The organism is Leucobacter massiliensis (assembly GCF_002982315.1).
GTDB lineage: Bacteria > Actinomycetota > Actinomycetes > Actinomycetales > Microbacteriaceae > Leucobacter > Leucobacter massiliensis.
On record NZ_MWZD01000017.1, the window covers coordinates 394531 to 415880 of the forward strand.

The following is a 21350-nucleotide window of genomic DNA, read 5'->3' on the forward strand; positions in this document are numbered from 1 at the left end:
CCGCAGGCTCCCCTCACGTGATGCGAACTGGTTCTTGCCGCGACGGACGTTGCGCTCCCGGTATTCGGGTGACGTGATGCTGTCGAGCTGCTTCATCCCAGCGATTTCGCGGAGTTCCTTCGCCGAGATGCCGTGGGTACGTGGAACGTGATTGCCGAGGCTCTGAAACGGCCCACTGCCGCATATCGGGCAGATGCCCCGCTCGATTGCCTCCCGGATTGCCTTCTGGCTTTCGAGAGGAAGTACCGCGCCGTGCACACCAGCCGCGACCGTATGTGCACGCTTAGCGCGGAGGACCGTCTCTGACTCACCCCTGATGCTTGCCTCGACGCTCCTGCCACTCATTACTTCGTTCCCTTCCCGGCGGTCACGGTCGCCCGCGCCGCCTTGCCCTTCTTCACGGTCGGAACCGTCTTCGTGTGTTGGTTCGCGAGCTCGTCCCAGGCGGCCTGCAGCTTCTCCACGCGGGCCTTCGCCCGGGCGAGCTGCTGCGCCTCCTTCGGGTGCGCGGCCTCCGCCGCCTCGAGGTCGACCTCTTCCAGCTCGAGCACCTCGTCCGGCGTGCCGGGCGTGATCGTCACGCGAGCGAGCGGGGACTTCTGCGAGATCCCCAGATCGATCAGTGCGGCGTATGAGTGCTTCTTGAGTGCCGCCCACGCCTTCTCCTCGGCGATCGCGCGGAGGTAGTTCACGGCGTGCGTGTCCACTTCCTCGTCGATCGCCGGGGCGCCCTCCTCGCGCTGCCGATCGAGCTCGGCGAGGAACTCGTCCGCTACGGCCACGAGCTCGGCGATGAGGGCGTCATCCCGCTCGATCCAGTGCCGGTGCTCGGGGCCCGGGAAGAACGACCCGTCGGGGTCCTCGTGGCGTTCCTCGACAACGAACCGGCAGCGCGCCGCCCCGATCACGTACATCACCCACTGCACCTGGAACAGGTAGCCCTTCGCGTCGAACCGCTCCGAGCCCGGCGGCAGGTCATAGCCGGCCGTCTTGATCTCGGACACGTGCAGCTCGTCGTCGAACGTGACCGCGATCCCGTCCGGCGAGGCGAGGTACCGGGAGTTGTCGGGGTGGTGGAACACGCGCGACTCGGGGGCGAAGCCCTCGCCGGTGAGGCGCGCCGCGATGATCGGCTCCCGCTCCTTCCCCCAGCCGATGACGGGCACGTGGGACAGGTCGGCCACCTCGTCGATGCGGCCGAGCTTGCGTGCGATGAGGTCGGCCTGCGAGACGTAGGAGGAGCGTCCGAGCCGACGCAGGTAGAGGTCGCGGATCTCGGTTGCGGTGATGCCCTGGCGCCGTTCAGCGAGCCACGCCTCGCGGTTCTGGTCAGATGCGCCGGCGCGCGCCTCGAGATCCGCGAGCGCGGGCGCCGTGTCGAGGTCTGAGATGGTGAGGCTCACGCGTCGTCACCGCCCCACGGGATCGAGGGCAGCTCGTCGGCGTCCTCGGCGATGTCCTCGAGCGGCAGGGGCGCGTTCCCCGTGCGCTGCTCGTACCGTTCAGCGAGGAGCGTGCGCACCGTCTGCGCGTCAGCCCCGGAGACGGGCTCGATCTGCTTGATCCGCACCGTCGCCGTCCGGGCGCCGTCGGCCAGGCTCTCGACGATGCTGTGACCGCTGACGACCACGACCGCGAGCACGTCGCTCGGCTGGGGCCCCTTGAAGTGGTCCTCGAGGCTCTGGATGCCGTCGAGTTCCTCGTCGGGACGCTTGCTCGTGTACTTGAGCACCATGATGGGTTTCCTTCCGTTGGCCCCTGCCTGGTCAGGCGGGGGAGTCTTTCTCGTAGATCCGCACTTCCGTGCGGGCTTCATCGCCGGCGCCGTAGAAGCGCTCGACGGTGGCTTTCTGGATCTGCTCGTCATCGAGGTAGGCGACCTTGTTGAGGGCATCGAGCGGGAGCTTCGCGAGGTTGTCCCAGTCGCATCCGCGTCGTGTGCGGCGGAAGAACTTCAGATCGACGAGCAGCCGGCCAGCGAGCGGTTCCGCCTCGGGGTACGCCGCGCGGAATGCGGCAAGTACCCGCTGCTCCGCGTCCCGGGTCCGTTTCGGGGTGAACGCCCGCTGACCTGTCGCCCGGGGACGTTCCTTCGGGAGGGGATCGCCTCCGATGCGGAATGCGAACCGGGGCACCCAGGTCACGGGTTCAGCTCCCCGAATGCTCGCTCGGTGTCCCGCCACTGCTCCCGCAGCCATCGCCCCAATCGGCGCAGAACGCCACCACGACGAGCAGCAACACGAGCAGACCGGGCGCTACGGCGAGGGCCTGCCACAGGGGCGAGAGCGTCCAGAGAAGGCCGCTCGCCGCGGCGAGCCCCGACATGACGGTGAGCAGGCACAGGAGCCGCCAGGCGGCAGTCGTCCATCCAGTCCGGACCCGACGCATTCACTTCTCGCCCCGCTGCTGCTCGGCGTGCGCGATGCGCCGCGACTCTTCACAGTTCGGGCACTCGCACCCCATGCGGATCCGCTCGAGGATCGCCCGCCCCTCGGGCGAGTCCACCGGGATTGCGGTGAGGGGGGCGCGTCGGATCTCGTTCTCGATCGCGTCGTTCGCGAGCTTGAGCATCTTCACGAGCGCACGCTCACTCCGACGCCGCCTCCGCTCGACCCGGAGCGTGTGCACGAGGTAGGTGCCGCAGACCGCGACGAGCGCGATCCCGACGATGAACAAGGGGTCCATGATGGTTTCCTTCCGAAAATGGGTGCAGTGATGGGAGCCCTCCCCAGAGAGGGCGCAAGATTTGGGCTGGGAGAAGAGCGGGCGTCAGTCGGAGTCGCGCGTCGAAACCGCGGAGGCCTCGACCCATGCGTCGACATCGCCCTGCTCGTAGATCACAGTCTTCGGAGTCGGCTTGTGGTACCTGGGCCCGCGCCCCTTCGCGCGGAGCTCCTCAAGGTTGCGTACAGTCAGCCCTGGCACCCGCTCGCACACCTTGTCGGGGGAGAGCCAGACCGGCTCGCGCTTCGGAGTCGACCTGCTTGTGGGCAATGCCGAGACAACGGCGCTCATGCTGCCGCTCGACCCAGGTCGAGCTGGTTACGAGGCGTGTACTTCTCGATGAAGTACTGCTGCCCCTTCCCGGTGACCTTCGGCGTCTTCGTGAGCAGCACGTGCCCGTCGGGGTGCTGCCGCGTCGATTCCTTGATCTCGAACAGGCCCAATTCCATAGACTTCTGCGTCGGCATGTTCCAATCGGAGCCGCGACGCCGGATCAGGTACCCGTCAGCGCGGAGCTTCTCGAACAGGCGGTTCGCGCCGAACGGGGCACCGTTCGCGCGGAGGATCTTCGCGAGATCTCCCACGAGGATCGTGGACGGCGACGCCGCCACCGCCTCCGCGAAATGCACCTTGGGCGCGTCTGCGGTGATCTTCGCCTCGAGCTGCTCGACTCGGCGCGCGGTGATCGCGAGCGCCTGGTGCACGATCTCATCTTCCGAGAGCGCGGCCTGGGTGCCGTAGGCGCCGGTGCGGCGGATCTGCGGGAGTACCTCCTCGAACAGCCACTTCTCGAAACGCTCGGCGGCGGGGAGCTTCGAGGAAACGATGAGGCGGAAGACATCGGGCTCCGCGATGATCCTGGCCTGTTGGGTCCCACCCTCCGTCTGAAGGGGGGTGTGATTCGCACCCCCCTTGCAGTGCTGCCGGATCGCGCGCCCCGGCTCGGAGTATCCGAGCACCCGGGCGACGTCGCGGGCCACGAACCAGGGCTCGCCGTCGAGCACGACGTGGCGGACCTGCTGGCCCTCGAACTGGAAGAGATTGATCGTGGTCATCGCGCACGCTCCTTCGGGAAGAACTCCGATGCCTCGACGTCGAGGAAGGCAGCGAGGCCGAGAAGCTCGTCGACGGTGAACGCGCTCTCCGCCCGAAGCTTCCGAGAGAGTGCCGACTGGCTGATGCCGATCGCATCCTCAACTGCGGCTCGGCTGTTCCCACTTCGGGCGATACATGCTCTGACCTCGTCGGCTACCCGCTTCCGACGGGGATCGATGCCTGAGAGGCGCTGACGAGGCCTTTTCTGAATGGTTGCGTTCTTCATGTGCAGAACGCTAGATCGCACCTGCATACATTGTCAACATTCAGTACCCAAATATGCGAAATTGATCTAGGATTCCTCACATGCATAACGGTAAGGGCTCCAATGCCCGCAAAATCGGGCCTATGACCGAAGCGGTTGCGCAGGAGCTTAGGGCGGAACTTGCTCGGCAGCGACGTAGCGCAAAGAGCCTCGCCGAGTCGGCAGGCCTGAACCGGTCGACGCTGCACAAAACGCTGAACGCTCAGAGGGCGATCGACGTTGATGATCTGTTCCACCTGGCGGATCTCTTGGACGTGAGCCCAAGCGAGATGTTTGCCAAGGCCGAAGCCCTGGCGCGAGCGGAACTCGATGACGGGCTTCTGCCCGGTGAGCGAGAGGGCATGCCCGCTGGGTACGAGTCGGGCGACATCAACTCGGATACTGATCAGGATGTCGATGACGCATCTAATGTCGGTGGTTCCGGGCAAGATGCCACCGTGCACGATCTCAATGCACGACGCCAGGCAGCTGACCCCGACAGTGCGCTTGGCGCGGACCTTTCCGCGGACGAAGCGGCGGAACTCCTTAGAACCCATCGATACGCAGCAGACGAGCGGGACGGCCGCGACGAAGAAGCCGAAGCCGATCCGCGCCCCTAGAACGGAGAGACATGGACCAACATCCGATCGCGCGGCGTCTCCATGCCGAAGCCGCTCGACGCGGCATCACCATCCACCGCGCACCCCTCGAACCGCCACTGCGCGGAGCCAGCCTCCCGGACCTGAACCTCATCATCGTGGATAAGGCTCTGGTCCTCCCGCAGTATCTCGAGACCTGCAGCCATGAGCTCGCCCACAGCATCCTCGGGCACGGGTGCTCCAACCCAGCCACGGAAGCGCAGGCGTGGAGATGGGCGAGTGGATTTCTCGTGGACGTGGACGAGTACGCGCGATCTGAGCGCATTAATCCGCACCCCGCATCGATCGCGCTCGACCTCGACCTCACTACCAACATCATCATCGAGTGGCAGAAACACCATAGCCACCGCTACGAAAGGACCGCAGCATGACCGGCATGCAGCCGATCTACGAAATTACGAGCCACATTGCGGGCAAGAACGCGCAAGTACGCATCTGGCCAGACCGCCTGGAGTGGTCGCGCAAGGGACTGATGTCCACGGGGGCGAAGGCGGGCGTCGCTGTCGCAACGGCCGGGCTCTCTTATCTCGCGACGGGCATTCGCGGTAAGAGAGAGGGGGAGACCATCCCTATCCGTTCCATCTCCCATGTGCAGCGCGGCAACTCGCGACTCCAAGACAAGGTGATCGTCAAGTCGTCTGCGGGTGACGTTGAGATGCGCGTGTCTCGATCCGAGGCAGATCAGCTGATCTCAATTCTGAACGCTCTGATCAACGGCACTCACCCTTCCGTGCAGACGGCACAAACTCAGGCTCCGGCCTCGGCTCAGCAGTCACAGCCGACGATGCCAGACGTCTCTGCGCAGCTGCAGCAGCTCGCGGGACTTCGAGACGCAGGTATTCTCACCGAGGCCGAGTTCGAGGCGAAGAAGGCTGAGATTCTGGCACGCATGTAGTCGCGAAGAAACATAAAGGGCCCCCGCGGCACGCTCCGTCACCAAACAGAATGCGTGCCACGAGGGCCAGAAACCGATCCACCAGGAAGGTGAACCATTGAACACGATAGTCGAGCGCGCCCGAATCGCGGTGACCTGATGGCCACGATTAAGCCATACGAGACTGCGTCGGGGAAGCGGTACCGAGTGCGGTATCGGAAGCCGGACGGTTCTCAGACCGATAAGCGCGGCTTCAAGACGAAGAAGGAAGCCGAACTCTTCCTCGCGTCGACGACGGTCTCGAAGGCAACCGGCGACTACGTCGACCCGAAGCTCGGAAGAATCACGATCGGGCACCTCGGCCCCGAATGGCTCGCCGGCAAGAAGACCGTCGTGAAGCCGTCGCAGTACGCCTCGCTCGACTCCTCCTGGCGCACCCACGTCGACCCCAAGTGGGGGTCGCGCGAGATCTCAGGCATCAAACAGTCGGAAGTACAAACCTGGGTCGCCGCTCTGCGAGGGAAGCGCTCAGCGACCGTCGTGCTCCGCGCTCACGGCATCCTCGCGGGGATACTCGACGCCGCGGTACAGGATCGGCGCCTATCTCGAAACCCTGCTCGTGGCGTCCAGCTTCCACGCAAGGGCAAGTCGTCGAAGACCTACCTCTCACACGCGCAGGTCGCCGCCCTCGCCACAGAAACGAAGCAGCATGCAACTCTCATCTACGTGCTCGCCTACACGGGCCTCCGATGGGGCGAAGCTACGGGTCTGAGGGTCAAGCACGTCAACCAGCTTGCCCGCCGTCTGAGCGTCGAGGAGAATGCCGTCTGGGTGGGGAACAAGGTCCACGTCGGCACGCCCAAGACTCACGAGCGCCGCAGCGTCCCCTACCCGAAGTTCCTCGTCTCCGGGATCGCCGATCTGATGGACGGGAAGCCCGCTGACGCACTGCTTTTCGGTACCGGCACGGACGGGTATCTGCGGCCACCACACCCGTCGCACTCGTGGCTCGCCAAGGCCTGCCGGGATATCTGCGCCCGCCATCAGAAGCAGATTGAAGACGGGGCGAAGGACGTCATCCTCATGCCGGCGGTGACGCCGCACGAGCTCCGGCACACTGCAGCATCGCTCGCCATCTCTTCCGGCGCCAACGTGAAGGCGGTTCAGCGCATGCTCGGGCACGCGTCCGCGGCGATGACGCTAGACACCTACGCTGACCTCTTCGATGACGACTTGGACGGGGTTGCGAAGCGGCTCGATAAGGCGGCGCGGAAGGCGCGAAAGGCCTCGTAGGTTTGCCCACATTTTGCCCACATTCGCCCCGTTCCAACCCGTTTTCATGCGGGGTGACGTGGGGCGAAATGTGGCGGAACCATGCGGAAGTTGAGTCAGCGCCTGAGCGTGAGGCGGTTTCAAATCCCCCCGTCTCCGCCAGACGAACGACACGAAACCCCCGAGGGCCGGCCCTCGGGGGTTTCTCGTTGCTGCGCTGCGACGCGCGGAGACGGAGCCAGGAGCGTGGCACCCGGAACGAGGAGCCGGGGCCGGGACCCGAAGCGCCGGACCCGGGACCCTAGATCCGCGCGATCTCCTGCCGGGGGCGGACGGCCAGGTCGGTGATGTGCGCATCGGCGGGGGCGTCCACGACGAAGCGCACCGCGGCCGCGACGGACTCGGGACGGATGTACCGCTCCGGGGCGTACTGCTCCGCGGGGACCATCGCGCGCAGCATCGCCGTGTCGGTCTGGCCGGGCGCGACGGTCGCGACGCGCAGCCGGTGCGGCTCCTCGTCGATCCGCAGCACGTCCGCCACGGCGCGCAGCGCGTGCTTGGTGGCCGCGTAGACGGCGCTGCCGGGCACCGGACGCGTGCTCGCGCCCGAGCCGATGAACACCACCGTGCCCTGTGCCGCACGCAGCAGGGGCAGTGCGAGGCGCGTGAGCTCGGCCGGGGCCGTCACGTTGACCGCGAAGTGCTCCGCCCAGTCGGCCGCCCGGGCTGCCGCGACGCCGAGCGTGCGCGCGATCGCCGCCGCGTGCACGAGCACGTCGAGACGGTCGAGGCCCGCGACGTGCTCGGCGAGTCCCTCGGCGTCGCTCACGTCGAGCCGCCAGGTCTCGGCGCCGGTGTCTGCGGCGACCGCCTCGAGGCGGGCGGCGTCGCGGCCCACGGCGACGATGCGGTGCGTGCGGGAGAGCTCACGGGCGATCTCCCGCCCCATGCCGCCTGAGGCGCCGGTGACGAGGGCTACGGGGCGGGGATCTGACACGGGGCGTCCTCTCTTCGGTGCGCGGTGCCGGCGGTGCGGTGCGCCGCCCCGGCGATGCCCAGCGCGGTGCGGGCGACGCGATCTGTCTCGCGCAGCATGGGCGGGTCGGTGCCCGGCATGGGGCTGATGATGGTGCCGTGGACGGCCTCGTCGACGGGGATCCCGGCGATCAGGATCGCCGGATCCGGTGTGCCGTCGGCGCGGATCAGCCTGCCGCTCGCCGCGTCGAGGTCGAAGGCTCCGGTGGTCCGTCCGGCTCCGCTGCGGTCCGCGACGGCGAAGGGCCGCGCCCGCCCGGCGGCGAGCAGGCTCGCGGCGAGCGGGTCCGCGGTTTCGCTGAGGCGGTGGAAGTGCATCCACGCGTCGATGAGCGCGGGGGCGACGAGCTCCGATCCCGCGACGGCCTCCGAGCGGGCCGCGAAGCCGCGCTCGTCGACGTCGAGCCGCGCGTCCGGGCCGATGAAGCGCACCAGGCCCTGCTCGGCGAGCGCCAGCAGCTGCCGGTTGCGGAAGGCGGGCGGGCCGGACCCCACCATGCCGCCGATGGCGGTCAGCAGCGCGTAGCCCGACTCGCGAGACTCGGCGTCGAAGCCGCCGAGCGTGCCGAGCACCCCCGCCGTGCCGCGGGCCTGGCTGATCGACCACAGCCCCGCCTTCACGGCGCTGTCGTGCCCGAGCTCCGCCTCGCGCAGGTCCGCGAGCACCCGCTGCCGCACCCAGGCGTCGAACTCGTCCGGGCTCGCGAAGTCCCGCTGCACGGGGAGCATCTCGGAGGCCAGATCGAAGCGCAGCGCGGGATCGGGCACGAAGGGGGCGACGGCCTCGCCGATGCGGGCGGGCGCCTCGAAGAGCTCGCCGGCTGCTGCGGGATCCGCCAGCAGCGCGTCCACCGCCGCCTGGATCGCGCGCAGCAGCTCGGGCTCCTCGGCGGTGACGGAGCCGGGGCGCGCACGCCGCAGCGTCGCCGCGTGGTCGAAGTAGGCGTCGGCGACGATGCGCGGCCACACCACCCGGTTGAAGTCGATGGGGCGCGCGACGGCGGCCCAGTCGACGCCGCGGGCGAAGCGCTGCTCGGGGCTCGGCGGCAGCGACCCGTAGAGCGTCTTCGCGCGGAACGGCACGCCCCGGCGCGAGGTGACGTGCAGGATCGGCTCGCGGCCCGATGCCTCGTAGCGGAGCCCGGCGGGCGCCGCGGGATCCTCGACGAAACGGCCGCCGCGTCCGATGGTGAGGAGCGCCATCGTGTCGAAGAAGCCCATGCCGAGCCCCCGCACGATCGCGGGCTCACCCGCCCGCACGGGCGAGAGATCCTGTTCGGCGGGGCTGCCGGGCCGTACCCAGCTCAGCCCGGGCCGTCCGGCGATCGCACGGGCGAGCTCCCGCTCGGCGGGGGTCGGGCTGCGCGGCATCCAGCCGGTGGCGAGCACGACGGCGTCCGCCGCGATCCGTTCCCCGCTGGCGAGACGCACGGATTCGCGTGCCGAGCCTTCGGCGCGCTCGACGCCCACGGCCCGGCTGCGGTGGCGGATGACGCGCACGCCCTCGGGCAGGCCCGCGACGGCGCGGTCGTAGCACCAGCTCAGGTACTCGCCGTAGAGGGCCCGGCTGGGGTGCGATTCGGGTCGCATCCGCGCGAGCTCATCCCGGTAGTCGGCGGCGAGCCCGGCGCGCACGGGGAACGAGGCGAAGGCGCGCTCGTGCGCGGACGGGATCGCGGCGAGCGCGGCCGCGAACTCGGGATCGGTGCCGCCCCCGGGTGCGGAACTCTCGCCCGCCTCCCCCTCGCCTCGCACGAGCAGGCACCACTCGTAGAGCGTGGGTCCCGGCCGCACGGGGCCGGCGACGGTGCTGCCCGGCTCCGTGAAGAGGGTCACGGCGTGCGCGAGCGTGTTCATGCAGAGCTCGCGGTGCTGATCGCTGCGCCAGATGCGGCCCGCGCCGGACGGGGCGTCATCGATGACGTGGAGCTCGAGTTCGAATCCGGCCTCCGCCTCCTCCGAGGACAGCTGCGCGCCGATCCGCTCGATGATGGAGGTGCCGCGCGGCCCAGCGCCGACGAGGGCGATCGAGGCGCGGTTCGGATCGGGGGTCACCCCTCCGTTATAGGCCCTCGGGCTCGCAGCGCTGGCCGTGGATGACGGAGTGTGACGGCGGGGCGGCCGCGCGGGCCGGATGGGGGTGAACATGAAGCTCTGTGACGCTCCCGGTTTCTCATTTGCTTATGACACGTATAAGAATAGCCATCGTGCGCTTTCTTCGCGCACCGGCCGCCCGCGCGGCGGCCGCGCCCCGACGGCGGCTTTCCGGCCGGCCGTGACGAACACCCGAGGAGCCCCCCACATGAACAAGCGCCGTATCGCCTGGATCGGAGCACTCGCCGCCGTCGCCATCGCGATGACGGGCTGCGCCGCGAGCGGGGACGACGGGGGATCCGGCGACGCGGGCGGGACCCTCACCTACCTCGAACCGCAGACCTGGAACACGCTCTACCCGCCGGCCGGCGGCTTCTACCCCAACGGCGGCGTCCTCAACCAGGTCACGGATCGCCTGCTCTGGCAGGATCCCGAAACCCTGGAACTGGAGCCGTGGATCGCGACCGAGCTGCCCGAGGTGAACGCCGACGCGACCGAGTACACCTTCACGCTGCGCGAGGGCGTCACCTACTCCGACGGCACGCCCCTCGACGCGGAGAACGTCGTCAAGAACTTCGATCTCTACGGCAAGGGCGACCCGGACCGGGCGCTCTCGGTCTCCGAGGCGATCAACAATTACGACCACGGTGAGGTCGTCGACGAGCACACGGTCAAGTTCTTCTTCACCGAGCCCTCGCCCGGCTTCGCGCAGGCCGTCTCCACCATCAACTCGGGTCTCGTCTCCAACGCCACCCTCGACCGCACGAGCGAGGAGTTCGGCCCCGGCAACGCGACCGAGATCATCGGCTCCGGCCCCTTCGTGATCTCCGACGAGCAACTCGGCAGCGAGCTGAAGCTCACCGCCCGCGAGGACTACGACTGGGCCCCGCCCGCTCGCGAGCACCAGGGTCCCGCGCGGATCGACGGCATCGACATCGTCGTCGCGGGCGAGGACAGCGTCCGCGTCGGCACGGTGGTCGCCGGGCAGGCCGACATCGCCCGCACGATCCCCGCGCCCGATGAGCCGCAGTTCGCCGCCGACGGCCTCGAACTCGTGGCCGCGCCCACGAACGGCGTCAACAACAGCCTGAGCTTCCGCCCGACGAGCCCGCAGCTCAGCGACATCAGGGTGCGTCAGGCGATCATCGCGGGAGTCGACCGCCAGGCGATCGTCGACACGCTCTTCACCGACAGCTACCCGCTGGCCACGGGCATCCTCGCGAAGACGGCCCTCGGCTACGTCGACACCTCCGACGCCTACGTCCACGACCCCGACCGCGCGAAGCAGCTGCTCGACGAGGCCGGGTGGAAGCCGGGCTCGGACGGGGTGCGCGAGAAGGACGGGGAGCGGCTCTCCATCACCTTCAACGAGGCGCTGCCGCAGCCGCGCTCGAAGGAGGTCGTCACCCTCATCCAGGAGCAGCTGGCCCCCCTCGGCATCGAGGTGAAGCTCTTCCCCGGCGACCAGGCCGCCCAGGACGCCGCCCGCCTCGACGTCGGCACGATCCAGGTCTACCACTCCATGGTCGGCCGCGCCGACTTCGACGTGCTGAAGTCGCAGCTGTACTCCACGAACCGCAACGCGCTGCTCAACCTCGATCCGGCGACCGGGAAGGTCTTCGACCAGGAACTCGACGAGCTGCTCGCCCGCATCGCCTCGGTGCCCACCACCGAGGAGCGGCAGGCCGCCTCGGCCGCGGCGCAGGAGCGCCTGGTGGAGCAGGCCTACGTGCTGCCCCTCTTCGAGGAGCCGCAGGTGTTCGGCCTCACCTCGAAGGTCAGCGGCTTCGAGACCGAGTCGATCGGCCGCCCCTCCTTCTACGAAGTGCAGCTCGAACGGTGACGCTCGGCCTGCTGGCGCGCCGCGTGGGCCAGGCCTTCCTGGTCCTCGCGCTCGCCTACACCGCGGCCTACGTGCTGCTCGCGGCCCTGCCCGGCGACGCCGTGCTCGCGCGCTACGGCAACCCGGAGCTCGGGCTGAGCCCCGAGCAGCTGGCCGAGATCCGCGCCACCTACGGCGTCGACCGGCCGTTCATCGCCCGCTACCTCGACTCGATCGGGGCCTTCCTGCGCGGTGACTTCGGCTACTCCGTCTACAGCGGGGCGAAGGTCTCCGACATGATCGCCGAGGCGCTCCCCTCCACGCTCACCCTGGCGGGCATCGCGCTCGTCGGGGCGGTCTTCCTCGCGGTGGTCATCGCCTTCACCGCGAGCTTCGGCCCGGGGCGGTGGCTGCGCGGCCTGTTCCGCAATCTGCCGCCGCTGTTCGTCTCGCTGCCGGTGTTCTGGATCGGGATCGTGCTCATCCAGGTCTTCTCCTTCAAGCTCGGCCTGGTGCCGGTGATCGGCGCGAGTCCGGCGCAGGCCCTGATCCTGCCCGCCATCACGCTGATGATCCCCATTGCGGCGCCGCTCGCGCAGGTGTTCCTGCGGAGCATCGACGAGGTGCGCGAGCAGCCCTTCGTGGCCGTCGTGCGCGCCCGCGGCGCCAGCACCTCATGGCTGCTGTGGCGCAACGTCGCCCCGAACGCGCTGCTGCCGGCACTGACCATGGCCGGCCTCCTCTTCGGCGAGCTGGTGGGCGGCGCGATCGTCACGGAGGCCGTGTTCGGGCGGGTGGGGATCGGCAGCCTCACCGCCCAGGCCGTCGCGCAGCGCGACACCCCCGTGCTGCTCGCGGTCGTCGTGATCGCCACCGTCGTCTTCGTCACGATCAACCTCGTGGTCGATCTGCTCTACCCGGTCCTCGACGCGCGGCTGCGCCGCAGCGGCACGGCGACCCGCACCCCCACCCGATCCGCCACCTCGGCAGGAGGAACCCGATGACCGCGATCACGACGGCCGCAGAGGCGACCCCGGGATCCGGCGCCGGCCTCGGCGGCCCCGGGGAGGGCGCAGGCGGACCGGCCGCGAGCGGCGTGCGCGGGCCTGGCTCGTGGCGCGCCCTGCTGCGCCCCTCGTTCATCCTTCCCGCCATCATCCTGCTGTTCGCGCTCGCGTGGGCGGTGGCACCGGGCGTCTTCGCCTCGGGCAGCCCGACGGCGCAGGCCGGCGCGGCGCTCCAGGCGCCGAGCGCCGAGCACTGGTTCGGCACGGACGCCACCGGCCGCGACCTCTACACGCGGGTGGTGTACGGCGCCTCCCAGTCGCTCAGCGCGGCGCTCATCGCCGTGCTCGTCGGCCTCGTCTTCGGCTCCCTCATCGGGGTGAGCGCCGGCGCGGTCGGCGGCCGCGTCGACGGCGTGCTCATGCGCCTCGTCGACGTGCTCCTCGCGATCCCCACGCTGCTGCTCTCACTGAGCATCGTGATCCTGCTCGGCTTCGGCACCGCGAACGCGGCGATCGCAGTGGGCGTCACCTCCGTGGCGGTGTTCGCCCGGCTCTCGCGCTCGCAGGTGGTGAGCGTGCGGGCGAGCGAGTTCGTGGAGGCCGCCTATGGTTCGGGCGGCACCTTCGCGAGCGTGCTGTGGCGGCATGTGCTGCCCAACTCGCTGACCCCGGTGATCGCGCTCGCGGCGCTGCAGCTCGGCTCCGCGATCCTGCAGATCTCCACTCTCGGCTTCCTCGGCTACGGGGCGCCGCCGCCCACACCCGAGTGGGGGCTGCTCATCTCCGAGGGCCGCGACTACGTCGCGACGGCCTGGTGGCTGACCACCTTCCCCGGCCTCGTCGTGGCCATCGTCGTGATCGCCACGAACCGCCTGAGCCGGGCGATCGGCGGGGGAGGGGAGCGATGAGCGCGCCGCTGCTGAGCATCCGCGATCTCGCGGTCGAGTACCGCACCGGCCGCGGCACCGTCGAGGCGGTGCGCGGTGTCGGCTTCGATGTCGAGCCCGGGCGGGTGACCGCCGTCGTGGGCGAGTCCGGGTCGGGCAAGAGCACCGTCGCCCAGTCCGTCATCGGGCTGCTGCCCCCGAACGGGCGGATCGTGCGGGGCGAGATCACGCTGAACGAGCGGCGCCTGGGCGAGACGCAGCTGGTGGGGCTGTCCGAGCGCCGCTGGCGCGATCTGCGGGGGCGCTGCATCGGCCTCATCCCGCAGGATCCGGGCAACTCGCTCAACCCGGTGCAGCCCATCGGCAAGAGCATCAGCGAGTCGCTGCGCATCCACGGACGGCCCAGCCGCGAGGAAGTGCGGGATCGGGTCCACGCCCTCCTCGAACAGGTCGGCATCGACGACCCGATCCGCCGCGCGAAGCAGTATCCGCACGAGTTCTCTGGCGGGATGCGGCAGCGGGTGCTCATCGCGGCCGCGATCGCGGGCAACCCGGAACTCATCATCGCCGACGAGCCGACGAGCGCCCTCGACGTCACCGTGCAGCGCACCGTGCTCGATCTCATCGACCGCCTGCGCGAGGAGACTGGCACCGGGGTGCTGTTCATCACGCACGACCTGGCGGTGGCGGCCGACCGCGCCGACACCGTCGTGGTGATGCGCGGCGGCGAGGTGCAGGAGTCGGGGCCGAGCGCGCGGGTGCTCGCCCGGCCGGAGTCGGCCTACACGCGGCAGCTGATGGCCGACGCGCCCTCCTTCGGGAGGCTCGTGACCCGTGAGCCCATCACGGTGCGGGCTCGCGCGGAGACGGCGATTCCCGGCACGGGTGCGGGGCAGGGAAGCGCCGCCGCCGCGGAGCAGGTGCTGGAGGTGCGCGGCCTGCAGCAGCGCTTCGGCCGCGGCGCCGACGCCTTCGTCGCCGTCGACGACGTGTCCTTCACGGTGACGCGGGGCACGACCCACGCGCTCGTCGGCGAGTCGGGCTCGGGGAAGACGACGACCGGCCGCGCCATCGCCGGCTTCGCGCGGCCGAGCGCCGGCAGCGTGCGGGTCTTCGCGGCCGCGGAGGCCGCCGGCGGTGAGGGGCCGGGATCCGGATCCGGATCACGCCGGGGACCGGGCCCTGCCGGCGGCGTGCAGCCGGGGATCGAGGTGACGGAGCTCCGCGGCCGCGCGCTGCGCGAGTTCCGCAAGACCACGCAGATGGTCTACCAGAACCCCTACGGCTCGCTCGATCCGCGGCTCTCCGTCGGCCAGACGCTCGCCGAGCCGCTGCGCAACTTCGGCATCGGCGCGCGGCGGGAGCACGAGGCGCGCGTCGGGCAGGCGCTCGAGCTCGTCGCGCTGCCCCGCGACTTCACGCATCGCCGGCCGCGCGAGCTCTCGGGCGGCCAGCGGCAGCGCGTGGCCATCGCACGGGCGCTGATCCTCGAACCCGAGCTCGTGGTGCTCGACGAGGCCGTCTCGGCGCTCGACGTCACCGTCCAGGCGCAGATCCTGCGGCTGCTCGCGCAGCTGCAGCAGGAGCTCGGCCTCAGCTACGTGTTCATCTCGCACGACCTGGCCGTGGTGCGGCAGATCGCCGACACCGTATCCGTGCTGCAGCGCGGCCGGCAGGTCGAGCACGGCCGCACGGAGCAGGTCTTCGCGCAGCCGCAGCACCCCTACACGCAGCGCCTCATCGACGCCATCCCCGGGGCCTCCCTCGCCTCGGGACACTGGCAGATCTGAGCCGTTCCCGTCCCGCCCGTCCCGCCCGTCCCTGAGACGCTTCGCGAGCCCCGAGAGGAAACCCATGACCGCACCGACCGCATCGCGATCCGACATCCCCGACATCATCGACGCGCTCACCGCGATCGCGCCGGGCGATCCGCTCGACGCCGCCCGGAGACGCCGCCCCGAAGCCCGCGAGCACGCGCAGGGCAGCTTCGCGGCGCTGTTCGTGCCGGACGACGAGAGCCATGTCTCGCTGCCCGAGCGGGCCGCGGTCGCGCTCTTCGTGGCGCGCCTGCACGGGCAGCCCGCAGCGGTCGCCTTCACGGGAGCGCTGCTGCGCGAGACCGGCGGCGGGGCGGGCCTCGAACCGCTGATCGTCGCGGAGGCCGAGCGGGCTGCGGGATCCGGCCCCTACGGCGCCTTCCGCGCCGAGAACGCGCCCGAGAGCACGGCCGGACCGGTCTACGAGGTCAGCACCGTCGAGGCCGCCTACGCCCTCGGCGACCGGCTGGCCGCCGCGCTGGAGCACGCGCACCTGCTCGTGCTGCACCCGCGCGATGCGAGCCGCGAGCACCTCCAGCGCCTGCTCGACGCGGGGTGGAGCAGCACCGGCGTGGTCACGCTCTCGCAGCTCATCGCCTTCCTCAGCTTCCAGTTCCGCGTGGTGCAGGGACTCGGCGCAGTGCGCGCCGCCGACGGCGGAGCCGAGGCGGCGGACGCCGATCTCGAAGCCCTCGCCGCCGGGGTGGCGCGGGCCGCCCGGGCTCGGTTGGACGGCGCCGCTTCCGGTTCCGGCGCGGCTTCCGGCTCCGGCGCGACCGAGCAGCTGCCGCCGCCTCCGCGCGTCACCGAGCCGCCCCGCTTCACGCAGGACGCCCTCGGCTGGAAGCCGTGGCTCGAACCGCTCCCCGTCGCGGACTTCACCGACCGCCACTACGAGGCGCTCGTGGAGCGCGAGCGGGTGCACATGCCCTACTTCCGCGTGCTCGCCCGCGACCCCGAGGCGCTGCGCGAGCGCACCCTCACCGACCTCGACATCTTCCACAACGCCGATGCGGGGCTGCCGCGGGCCGAGCGGGAGCTCGCCGCGGCCGCGGCCTCGCGCTTCAACGGCTGCGTGTTCTGCGCCTCGGTGCACTCGCGCTTCGCCACCGAGCAGGGGGCGGATCGCGCGGAGGTGCAGCGGCTGCTCGACGAGGGCGTGGGCGCCCGCTTCGGCACCCGCTGGGACGGGCTGATCGATGCGACCGTGGCCCTCACCCGCACGCCGTCCGCCTTCGGTGCCGCCGAGGTGGCCGCGCTGCGCGGGGCGGGCTTCGACGAGCTGGAACTGCTCGACGCGATCCAGGCCGGAGCCTTCTTCAACTGGGCGAACCGCCTGATGCTCTCCCTCGGCGAGCCGACGGTCTGAGCGCGAGTCGGGGGCGGGTGGGGCGGGGCTAGTCGCTCCGCCCCGCCGCCTGCTCCGCATCCGGCCCCGTCTCCGGTTCCTCGGCGGCGGTGCGGCGGAGGTGCAGCCGCTCACCGACCGTGTTGAAGATGCTGACCACCTCGGCGGCCCGGGTGCCGGCGGCCCGCATGCGGTGGGGGGTGGTGGTGTCGAACTCGGCCGCCTCGCCGCGGCCGAGCAGGTGCTGGCGCTCCCCGAGGTCGAGCTGCAGCCGGCCCGAGAGCACGTAGAGCCACTCGTGGCCCTCGTGTGCCTGCAGCTCCCGCTCCGGCGCGCCCGGGTGGTAGGTGATCTTGTAGGCGCGGACCTCCGAGGCCTCTCGGGTGAGCGGGGCGATCGTCATGCCGTCGCGGGTGACGGGGCGGCGCCGCACGCGCGGGTCCCGCTCGGGGGAGTCGAGCAGATCGTCGACGCGGATCCCGAGCTGCCGGGTGAGCGGGAGCAGCAGTTCGAGGCTCGCCTGCCGCTTGCCGGATTCGAGCCGGGAGAGGGTGCTCACCGACATGCCGGCTCGGCCGGCGAGCTCGTCGAGCGTCCAGCCGCGCTCCTGGCGTGCGGCACGCAGGCGGGGGCCGGGGCTGCGCAGTTCTTCCATGGCGGATACTCCTTGCCGGTTCTGCAAATGTGATTGCCAGTATCGCATGTGTCCGGGCAGCATGGTCGGCATGGACCACACACCTCGCACCCCCGCACCCGCCACGCCTCACCCCGCCGATCAGGCGGCCCCCTGGGACGCCGTCGTGATCGGCGGCAGCGCCGCGGGCCTCAGCGCCGCGCAGGCCCTCGGCCGAGCCCTCCGGCGCACGCTCGTCATCGACTCGGGCAGTCCCCGCAACCGCTTCGCAGCGCAGATGCACAACGTGCTCGGCCACGACGGCACCCCGCCCGGCGAACTCGCGGCGCGCGGCCGCCAGGAGGCGGCCCGCTACGGGGTGGTCTTCCGTGAGGCCGCGGTGCGTACGGTACGCGACGGAGACGGCGTGACGGGCCCCGCGGGCGACGGCGCGGGATCCCCGCCGTCCGTCCACATCGAGCTGGACGGCGGTGAGACCGTCGCGGCACGCGCCATCATCGTCGCCACGGGCGTGCGCGACGAACTGCCGGCGATCCCGGGCCTCGCCGAGCACTGGGGCAGCGGTGTGCTGCACTGCCCCTACTGCCACGGCTGGGAGGAGCGCGGGGGACGTCTCGCGGTGATCACCACGTCGCCCCTCGGACTGCACCAGGCAAAGCTGCTGCGGCAGTGGAGCGACGAGCTCACGGTCTTCACCGCGGGGCTCGGTGCGCTCGACGCCGAGACCGAGGCGCTGCTGCTCGCGCGCGGCGTCCGGCTCGTGGCTGAGCCGGTGGCCGAGGTGCGGGGCGACGGATCCCGGGTCTCCGCCGTGCGCACCGCCACCGGGGAGGAGTACGCCGTCGATGCGATCTTCACCGCGAGCGCGACGGTGCCGCGCGACGGCTTCCTCGACGAGCTCGGACTGCGCCGGACGGAGACACCCGGCGGTGCGCCCGTGCTCGCGGTCGACGCGATGGGCCGCACGAGCCACCCGCGCATCTGGGCGGCGGGCAACGTCGTCACCCCCTTCGCCTCGGTGCCGATGGTGATGGGCGCCGGCACCTTCGCGGGCGCGGCCGTGAACGCGGCGCTCGTGGAGGAGGACTTCGCGCGCGCTGCGGCCCTCGTGGCGGCGCAGCGCTCTCCCGCCGGAGCGGAGGTGCGGGATGCGTGACGCGGCGGCGCACGACGGGCGCCACACGGCTCAGGGTCACCGGGGGCGCGGGCACGGGGAGCACGACCCGCACGAGGATCCCACGCGGTTCTGGGAGCGGCTCTACGGGGAGAGCGCCGTGTGGTCTGGGCGGGTCAACGCGAGCCTCGCGGCCGTGGCCGAGGCGTGGGAGCCGGGCCGCTCGCTCGACCTCGGCTGCGGCGAGGGCGGGGACGTGCTGTGGCTCGCCGAGCGCGGCTGGCGGGCGAGCGGCGTCGACCTCTCGGAGACCGCGGTCGCCCGTGCCCGAGCGGCCGCGGCGGAGCGCGGCCTCACCGCCCGCTTCATCGCCGCCGATCTCGGGGAGTGGATCGCGCACCCCGAGCAGCATGACGCGGCCGGATCCTTCGACCTCGTCACCGCCAGCTTCCTGCAGTCGCCGGTGGAGCTGCCGCGGGAGCGGATCCTGCGCGCCGCCGCGGGGCTCGTCGCGCCCCGCGGCCGGCTCGTGGTGATCTCGCACGCCGCCCCGCCTGCGTGGGCCTCGGATCATCCCGGCCCCTTCCCCTCTCCGCAGAGCGAGCGCGAGCTGCTGGCACTCGACCCCGAGCGCTGGGAGCTCGCCGCCGAGCTGCGCAGCCGCGAGGCGACCGCCCCCGACGGCACGCCCGCGAGCCTCACGGACACCGTTCTCGTCGCCCGCCGCCGCGGGTGAGCGCGGGGCGCGCCCTGGCGCGCAATCGCGGCCCGCACCGTGGCCCGAGGGCGCTGTCCGCACGGTGCCCCGAGCTGTGGTTCCTACACCTCGGGCGTGGCCCCCGGACAGCCGCCCCCCGCAGCGGCCGTGATCGTGCAGAGGGGGCCGACGGCTCCCCGGCCCAGGTACAGGCGGACCGGATTCGGCGCCGCCTCCAGCAGGGAGATGCGCAGCGCGGCGACCTCGAGCGGTCCCTCACGCGGATCCGAGGCCCACTCCGGCGGGCCGGCCCCGCCCTCGGCGGGCACGTTCTGCGCGTTGACCGTGATCGACGCGATCCCCGCGCTCGACAGCCCCGTGAAGACGGAGCTCAGCGCAGCGCCGAGCGGACCCCCCAGGGCCGTGAGCGCGTCACCCGGAAGCCGCGCCAGCGGCAGCGCCTCCTGGGTGAGGGGCCCCTGCAGGATCCCGCCGACGAGCGGGCCGAGCACCGTGCCGAGCACGCCCGTCACCGCGCCCACCAGCCCCGTGAGGAGGTTGCCGATGAGTCCCAGGTTCAGGGCGCTCGTGTCCACCGCCACGGTGGCCGTGCCACCCGTCAGCTGGGCGAGGGTCCCGCTCACGGTCGCCCGGAGCTGCCCCGCGTTCTGCCAGGTGCCGACGCAGGCGCCGAGCACGCCCAGCAGGCTGCACCGCTGGAAGGGGATCGACACGTCGATCGTGATGGTGGCGAGCTCGAGGGCGGAGGCGAGCAGGCCGTCGACCGACGAGATCCACTCCGTGAGCGCACTGCCGAGCGCCGCCGTGAGCGCCTCGACGAGCGCCGGGTCCGAGAGCAGCTCGGTGTTCGGCGGCAGCCCGTTGAGCGTGGTGCGGCCGGCCTCGCCGGTCGCCGCACCGAGCAGCGCGGCGGTGTCGATCGACACGGTGCCGCCCGCCAGGTCGATGCTCAGAATGCCTCCGGCGTCCTCGATCGGCTGGGCGAGGAAGGCGTTGAGCGGGGCCAGCCTCAGATCGATCGCCGCGAGCGTGACCGTCGTCCCGCTCGGCGCGACCCGCAGCCCGGCGAGGCCGGTCACCAGGCCGAGCGCGTTCGTGACCGCGGTGACGAGCGAGGTGGTGACCCCGGAGAGGAGCCCCGTGCGTCCGGCGATCCCGTTCACCGCGTTCTGCACGTTCAGCACGGAGGCGTCGACGGCACCGGTGAGGCCGCCGACGGTGGGTGAGGTCACATCGGCGTCGAGGCCTGCCGCGAGGTAGTCGCGCTGCACCGCTGCCGCCGGCTCGCCATCCCACAGCGCTTCGCAGCCCTCGGCGAGCGCCGCCCGGCCCGCGACCGCCCCGACGTCGAGGGAGACGTCGCTCACGTCCTGGGTCACGGAGGAGAGATCGGTCCCGAGCGAGTCGAGCAGATCGGAGAGCCGGAGCGTGGCGATATCCGGGTAGCCGCCCTCCTCACCGTCCAGATTGATGCCGCCCGAACCGGTCACGTACCCGCTCGCGCCGACGGCGTCGCCGCCGTCCGCAGCGCGTGCGTACTGTCCCAGCAGACCCGTCGAGGTGCCGAGCGGGATCTGCAGGAGGCCCGTGAGACCGAGGTTGACGGCGTTGATCGCGGTGACGTCGAGGGGGTCAGCGTAGGCGTCGACGACCGTGTTGGCGGGTGCGGCGGTCGGCGGGTCGGGGATTGCGGCGGTGCCGTCGTGGGTGACGCGCACCCCCGACACGCGCGCCGTCTCATCGAGATCGGGGCCGAGCAGCGAGCCGCTGAGCACGCGGCCCTCACCGCTGGTCACGAAACGGCCCTCGGGATCGCTGCAATCGGCCGTGCCGAGGGCCGCGTGCGTCCACTCGGAATCCGTCCACTGCGCGTCGCTCGTCATCCCGTCCTGCGCCACGAGCGCGACCGCGAGCACGGCCCCGGCGGCGGTCACGGTGCCGCGGCGGGTGAGCACCCGAGCTCGGCTCCTGCCCGTCACCCCTCCCGCTCCGCCCCGAGGCCCCGG

22 protein-coding genes are annotated in these 21350 nt (G+C 71.2%); 11 read left to right on the top strand and 11 right to left on the bottom strand.

Annotated elements, in window-relative coordinates; translation table 11 throughout:
- Nucleotides 1–344: 344 nt before the first annotated feature.
- The 7 genes from B4915_RS08705 to B4915_RS08740 all read right to left on the bottom strand — a co-directional run bounded on the left by B4915_RS08705 (nucleotide 345) and on the right by B4915_RS08740 (nucleotide 4045).
- Complete coding sequence (locus tag B4915_RS08705) at nucleotides 345–1403, bottom strand: YqaJ viral recombinase family protein (RefSeq protein ID WP_105805408.1); 1059 nt, start codon at nucleotides 1401–1403, stop codon at nucleotides 345–347.
- Nucleotides 1400–1735, bottom strand: coding sequence for a hypothetical protein (locus tag B4915_RS08710; protein ID WP_105805409.1), 336 nt, complete (start codon nucleotides 1733–1735; stop codon nucleotides 1400–1402). The genes B4915_RS08705 and B4915_RS08710 overlap by 4 nt, the downstream gene beginning before the upstream one ends.
- A 31-nt stretch (nucleotides 1736–1766) precedes the next feature.
- Nucleotides 1767–2144: a RusA family crossover junction endodeoxyribonuclease gene (locus tag B4915_RS08715; protein WP_181158511.1), complete on the bottom strand. Its 378-nt coding sequence runs from the start codon at nucleotides 2142–2144 to the stop codon at nucleotides 1767–1769.
- Between the two features lie 4 nt (nucleotides 2145–2148).
- Nucleotides 2149–2388 carry a hypothetical protein gene (locus B4915_RS14675; protein WP_105805411.1) on the bottom strand — a complete coding sequence of 80 codons (240 nt, stop codon included), beginning with the start codon at nucleotides 2386–2388 and terminating at the stop codon, nucleotides 2149–2151.
- The gene (locus B4915_RS08725) at nucleotides 2389–2685 is read right to left on the bottom strand and encodes a hypothetical protein (RefSeq protein ID WP_105805412.1); all 297 of its coding nucleotides are present in this window, start codon (nucleotides 2683–2685) and stop codon (nucleotides 2389–2391) included.
- A gap of 326 nt (nucleotides 2686–3011) precedes the next feature.
- A complete protein-coding gene (locus tag B4915_RS08735) occupies nucleotides 3012–3779 on the bottom strand; it encodes a phage antirepressor (protein WP_105805414.1) in 768 nt (255 codons plus the stop codon).
- The gene (locus B4915_RS08740; protein ID WP_181158512.1) at nucleotides 3776–4045 is read right to left on the bottom strand and encodes a helix-turn-helix domain-containing protein; all 270 of its coding nucleotides are present in this window, start codon (nucleotides 4043–4045) and stop codon (nucleotides 3776–3778) included. Before B4915_RS08740 ends, B4915_RS08735 begins: the two co-directional genes overlap by 4 nt.
- A gap of 80 nt (nucleotides 4046–4125) precedes the next feature.
- Here B4915_RS08740 and B4915_RS08745 point away from each other — a divergent pair, with 80 nt between their 5' ends.
- The 4 genes from B4915_RS08745 (at nucleotide 4126) to B4915_RS08760 (ending at nucleotide 6889) form a co-directional block, all read left to right on the top strand.
- Nucleotides 4126–4683: a helix-turn-helix domain-containing protein gene (locus tag B4915_RS08745; protein WP_105805416.1), complete on the top strand. Its 558-nt coding sequence runs from the start codon at nucleotides 4126–4128 to the stop codon at nucleotides 4681–4683.
- An 11-nt stretch (nucleotides 4684–4694) separates the two neighbouring features.
- Nucleotides 4695–5093, top strand: a complete 399-nt coding sequence (locus tag B4915_RS14445) for a M78 family metallopeptidase domain-containing protein (protein ID WP_146120055.1) — start codon at nucleotides 4695–4697, stop codon at nucleotides 5091–5093.
- A complete protein-coding gene (locus tag B4915_RS14930; protein ID WP_105805418.1) occupies nucleotides 5090–5617 on the top strand; it encodes an SHOCT domain-containing protein in 528 nt (175 codons plus the stop codon). The genes B4915_RS14445 and B4915_RS14930 overlap by 4 nt, the downstream gene beginning before the upstream one ends.
- Nucleotides 5618–5755: 138 nt before the next feature.
- Complete coding sequence (locus B4915_RS08760) at nucleotides 5756–6889, top strand: tyrosine-type recombinase/integrase (protein ID WP_105805419.1); 1134 nt, start codon at nucleotides 5756–5758, stop codon at nucleotides 6887–6889.
- A 280-nt stretch (nucleotides 6890–7169) separates the two neighbouring features.
- On the opposite strand, the gene B4915_RS08765 is transcribed toward B4915_RS08760, so the two are convergent.
- Together B4915_RS08765 and B4915_RS08770 are read right to left on the bottom strand one after the other, a co-directional pair.
- On the bottom strand, nucleotides 7170–7865 hold the full coding sequence (locus tag B4915_RS08765) for an SDR family oxidoreductase (protein ID WP_105805420.1): 696 nt from the start codon (nucleotides 7863–7865) through the stop codon (nucleotides 7170–7172).
- Nucleotides 7844–9958, bottom strand: coding sequence for an FAD/NAD(P)-binding protein (locus B4915_RS08770; RefSeq protein WP_245907413.1), 2115 nt, complete (start codon nucleotides 9956–9958; stop codon nucleotides 7844–7846). The genes B4915_RS08765 and B4915_RS08770 overlap by 22 nt, the downstream gene beginning before the upstream one ends.
- Before the next feature lie 247 nt (nucleotides 9959–10205).
- Between B4915_RS08770 and B4915_RS08775 the strand changes: the two genes are divergently transcribed.
- The 5 genes from B4915_RS08775 to B4915_RS08795 all read left to right on the top strand — a co-directional run bounded on the left by B4915_RS08775 (nucleotide 10206) and on the right by B4915_RS08795 (nucleotide 16899).
- The gene (locus tag B4915_RS08775) at nucleotides 10206–11840 is read left to right on the top strand and encodes a TIGR04028 family ABC transporter substrate-binding protein (protein WP_105805422.1); all 1635 of its coding nucleotides are present in this window, start codon (nucleotides 10206–10208) and stop codon (nucleotides 11838–11840) included.
- Nucleotides 11837–12823: an ABC transporter permease gene (locus tag B4915_RS08780; protein WP_105805423.1), complete on the top strand. Its 987-nt coding sequence runs from the start codon at nucleotides 11837–11839 to the stop codon at nucleotides 12821–12823. Before B4915_RS08775 ends, B4915_RS08780 begins: the two co-directional genes overlap by 4 nt.
- Entirely contained in the window at nucleotides 12820–13734 is a 915-nt protein-coding gene (locus tag B4915_RS08785; protein ID WP_105805424.1) for an ABC transporter permease, read from the top strand. The genes B4915_RS08780 and B4915_RS08785 overlap by 4 nt, the downstream gene beginning before the upstream one ends.
- A complete protein-coding gene (locus B4915_RS08790; RefSeq protein ID WP_105805425.1) occupies nucleotides 13731–15503 on the top strand; it encodes a dipeptide ABC transporter ATP-binding protein in 1773 nt (590 codons plus the stop codon). The genes B4915_RS08785 and B4915_RS08790 overlap by 4 nt, the downstream gene beginning before the upstream one ends.
- A gap of 64 nt (nucleotides 15504–15567) precedes the next feature.
- On the top strand, nucleotides 15568–16899 hold the full coding sequence (locus B4915_RS08795) for an alkylhydroperoxidase domain protein (protein ID WP_181158513.1): 1332 nt from the start codon (nucleotides 15568–15570) through the stop codon (nucleotides 16897–16899).
- Nucleotides 16900–16927: 28 nt separating this feature from the next.
- Here the strand turns inward: B4915_RS08795 and B4915_RS08800 are convergent, their stop codons facing one another.
- The gene (locus B4915_RS08800) at nucleotides 16928–17533 is read right to left on the bottom strand and encodes a helix-turn-helix domain-containing protein (protein ID WP_105805426.1); all 606 of its coding nucleotides are present in this window, start codon (nucleotides 17531–17533) and stop codon (nucleotides 16928–16930) included.
- Nucleotides 17534–17603: 70 nt separating this feature from the next.
- On the opposite strand from B4915_RS08800, the gene B4915_RS08805 reads away from it, so the two are divergent.
- The gene (locus tag B4915_RS08805) at nucleotides 17604–18668 is read left to right on the top strand and encodes an NAD(P)/FAD-dependent oxidoreductase (protein WP_105805427.1); all 1065 of its coding nucleotides are present in this window, start codon (nucleotides 17604–17606) and stop codon (nucleotides 18666–18668) included.
- Entirely contained in the window at nucleotides 18661–19362 is a 702-nt protein-coding gene (locus B4915_RS08810; protein WP_105805428.1) for a class I SAM-dependent methyltransferase, read from the top strand. Before B4915_RS08805 ends, B4915_RS08810 begins: the two co-directional genes overlap by 8 nt.
- 83 nt (nucleotides 19363–19445) lie before the next feature.
- Here the strand turns inward: B4915_RS08810 and B4915_RS08815 are convergent, their stop codons facing one another.
- Nucleotides 19446–21323 (bottom strand): choice-of-anchor G family protein, encoded by a 1878-nt coding sequence (locus B4915_RS08815; protein WP_146120056.1) that lies wholly within the window; start codon nucleotides 21321–21323, stop codon nucleotides 19446–19448.
- Nucleotides 21324–21350: the final 27 nt, after the last annotated feature.

What these genes read in the sequence shown, in the direction of transcription:
- B4915_RS08710 (WP_105805409.1), bottom strand. Translation starts at nt 1,735, where the DNA reads ATGGTGCTCAAGTACACGAGCAAGCGTCCCGACGAGGAACTCGACGGC.
- B4915_RS14675 (WP_105805411.1), bottom strand. Translation starts at nt 2,388, where the DNA reads ATGCGTCGGGTCCGGACTGGATGGACGACTGCCGCCTGGCGGCTCCTG.
- B4915_RS08725 (WP_105805412.1), bottom strand. Translation starts at nt 2,685, where the DNA reads ATGGACCCCTTGTTCATCGTCGGGATCGCGCTCGTCGCGGTCTGCGGC.
- B4915_RS08735 (WP_105805414.1), bottom strand. Translation starts at nt 3,779, where the DNA reads ATGACCACGATCAATCTCTTCCAGTTCGAGGGCCAGCAGGTCCGCCAC.
- B4915_RS08740 (WP_181158512.1), bottom strand. Translation starts at nt 4,045, where the DNA reads ATGAAGAACGCAACCATTCAGAAAAGGCCTCGTCAGCGCCTCTCAGGC.
- B4915_RS08745 (WP_105805416.1), top strand. Translation starts at nt 4,126, where the DNA reads ATGCATAACGGTAAGGGCTCCAATGCCCGCAAAATCGGGCCTATGACC.
- B4915_RS14445 (WP_146120055.1), top strand. Translation starts at nt 4,695, where the DNA reads ATGGACCAACATCCGATCGCGCGGCGTCTCCATGCCGAAGCCGCTCGA.
- B4915_RS14930 (WP_105805418.1), top strand. Translation starts at nt 5,090, where the DNA reads ATGACCGGCATGCAGCCGATCTACGAAATTACGAGCCACATTGCGGGC.
- B4915_RS08760 (WP_105805419.1), top strand. Translation starts at nt 5,756, where the DNA reads ATGGCCACGATTAAGCCATACGAGACTGCGTCGGGGAAGCGGTACCGA.
- B4915_RS08775 (WP_105805422.1), top strand. Translation starts at nt 10,206, where the DNA reads ATGAACAAGCGCCGTATCGCCTGGATCGGAGCACTCGCCGCCGTCGCC.
- B4915_RS08785 (WP_105805424.1), top strand. Translation starts at nt 12,820, where the DNA reads ATGACCGCGATCACGACGGCCGCAGAGGCGACCCCGGGATCCGGCGCC.
- B4915_RS08790 (WP_105805425.1), top strand. Translation starts at nt 13,731, where the DNA reads ATGAGCGCGCCGCTGCTGAGCATCCGCGATCTCGCGGTCGAGTACCGC.
- B4915_RS08795 (WP_181158513.1), top strand. Translation starts at nt 15,568, where the DNA reads ATGACCGCACCGACCGCATCGCGATCCGACATCCCCGACATCATCGAC.
- B4915_RS08800 (WP_105805426.1), bottom strand. Translation starts at nt 17,533, where the DNA reads ATGGAAGAACTGCGCAGCCCCGGCCCCCGCCTGCGTGCCGCACGCCAG.
- B4915_RS08805 (WP_105805427.1), top strand. Translation starts at nt 17,604, where the DNA reads ATGGACCACACACCTCGCACCCCCGCACCCGCCACGCCTCACCCCGCC.
- B4915_RS08810 (WP_105805428.1), top strand. Translation starts at nt 18,661, where the DNA reads ATGCGTGACGCGGCGGCGCACGACGGGCGCCACACGGCTCAGGGTCAC.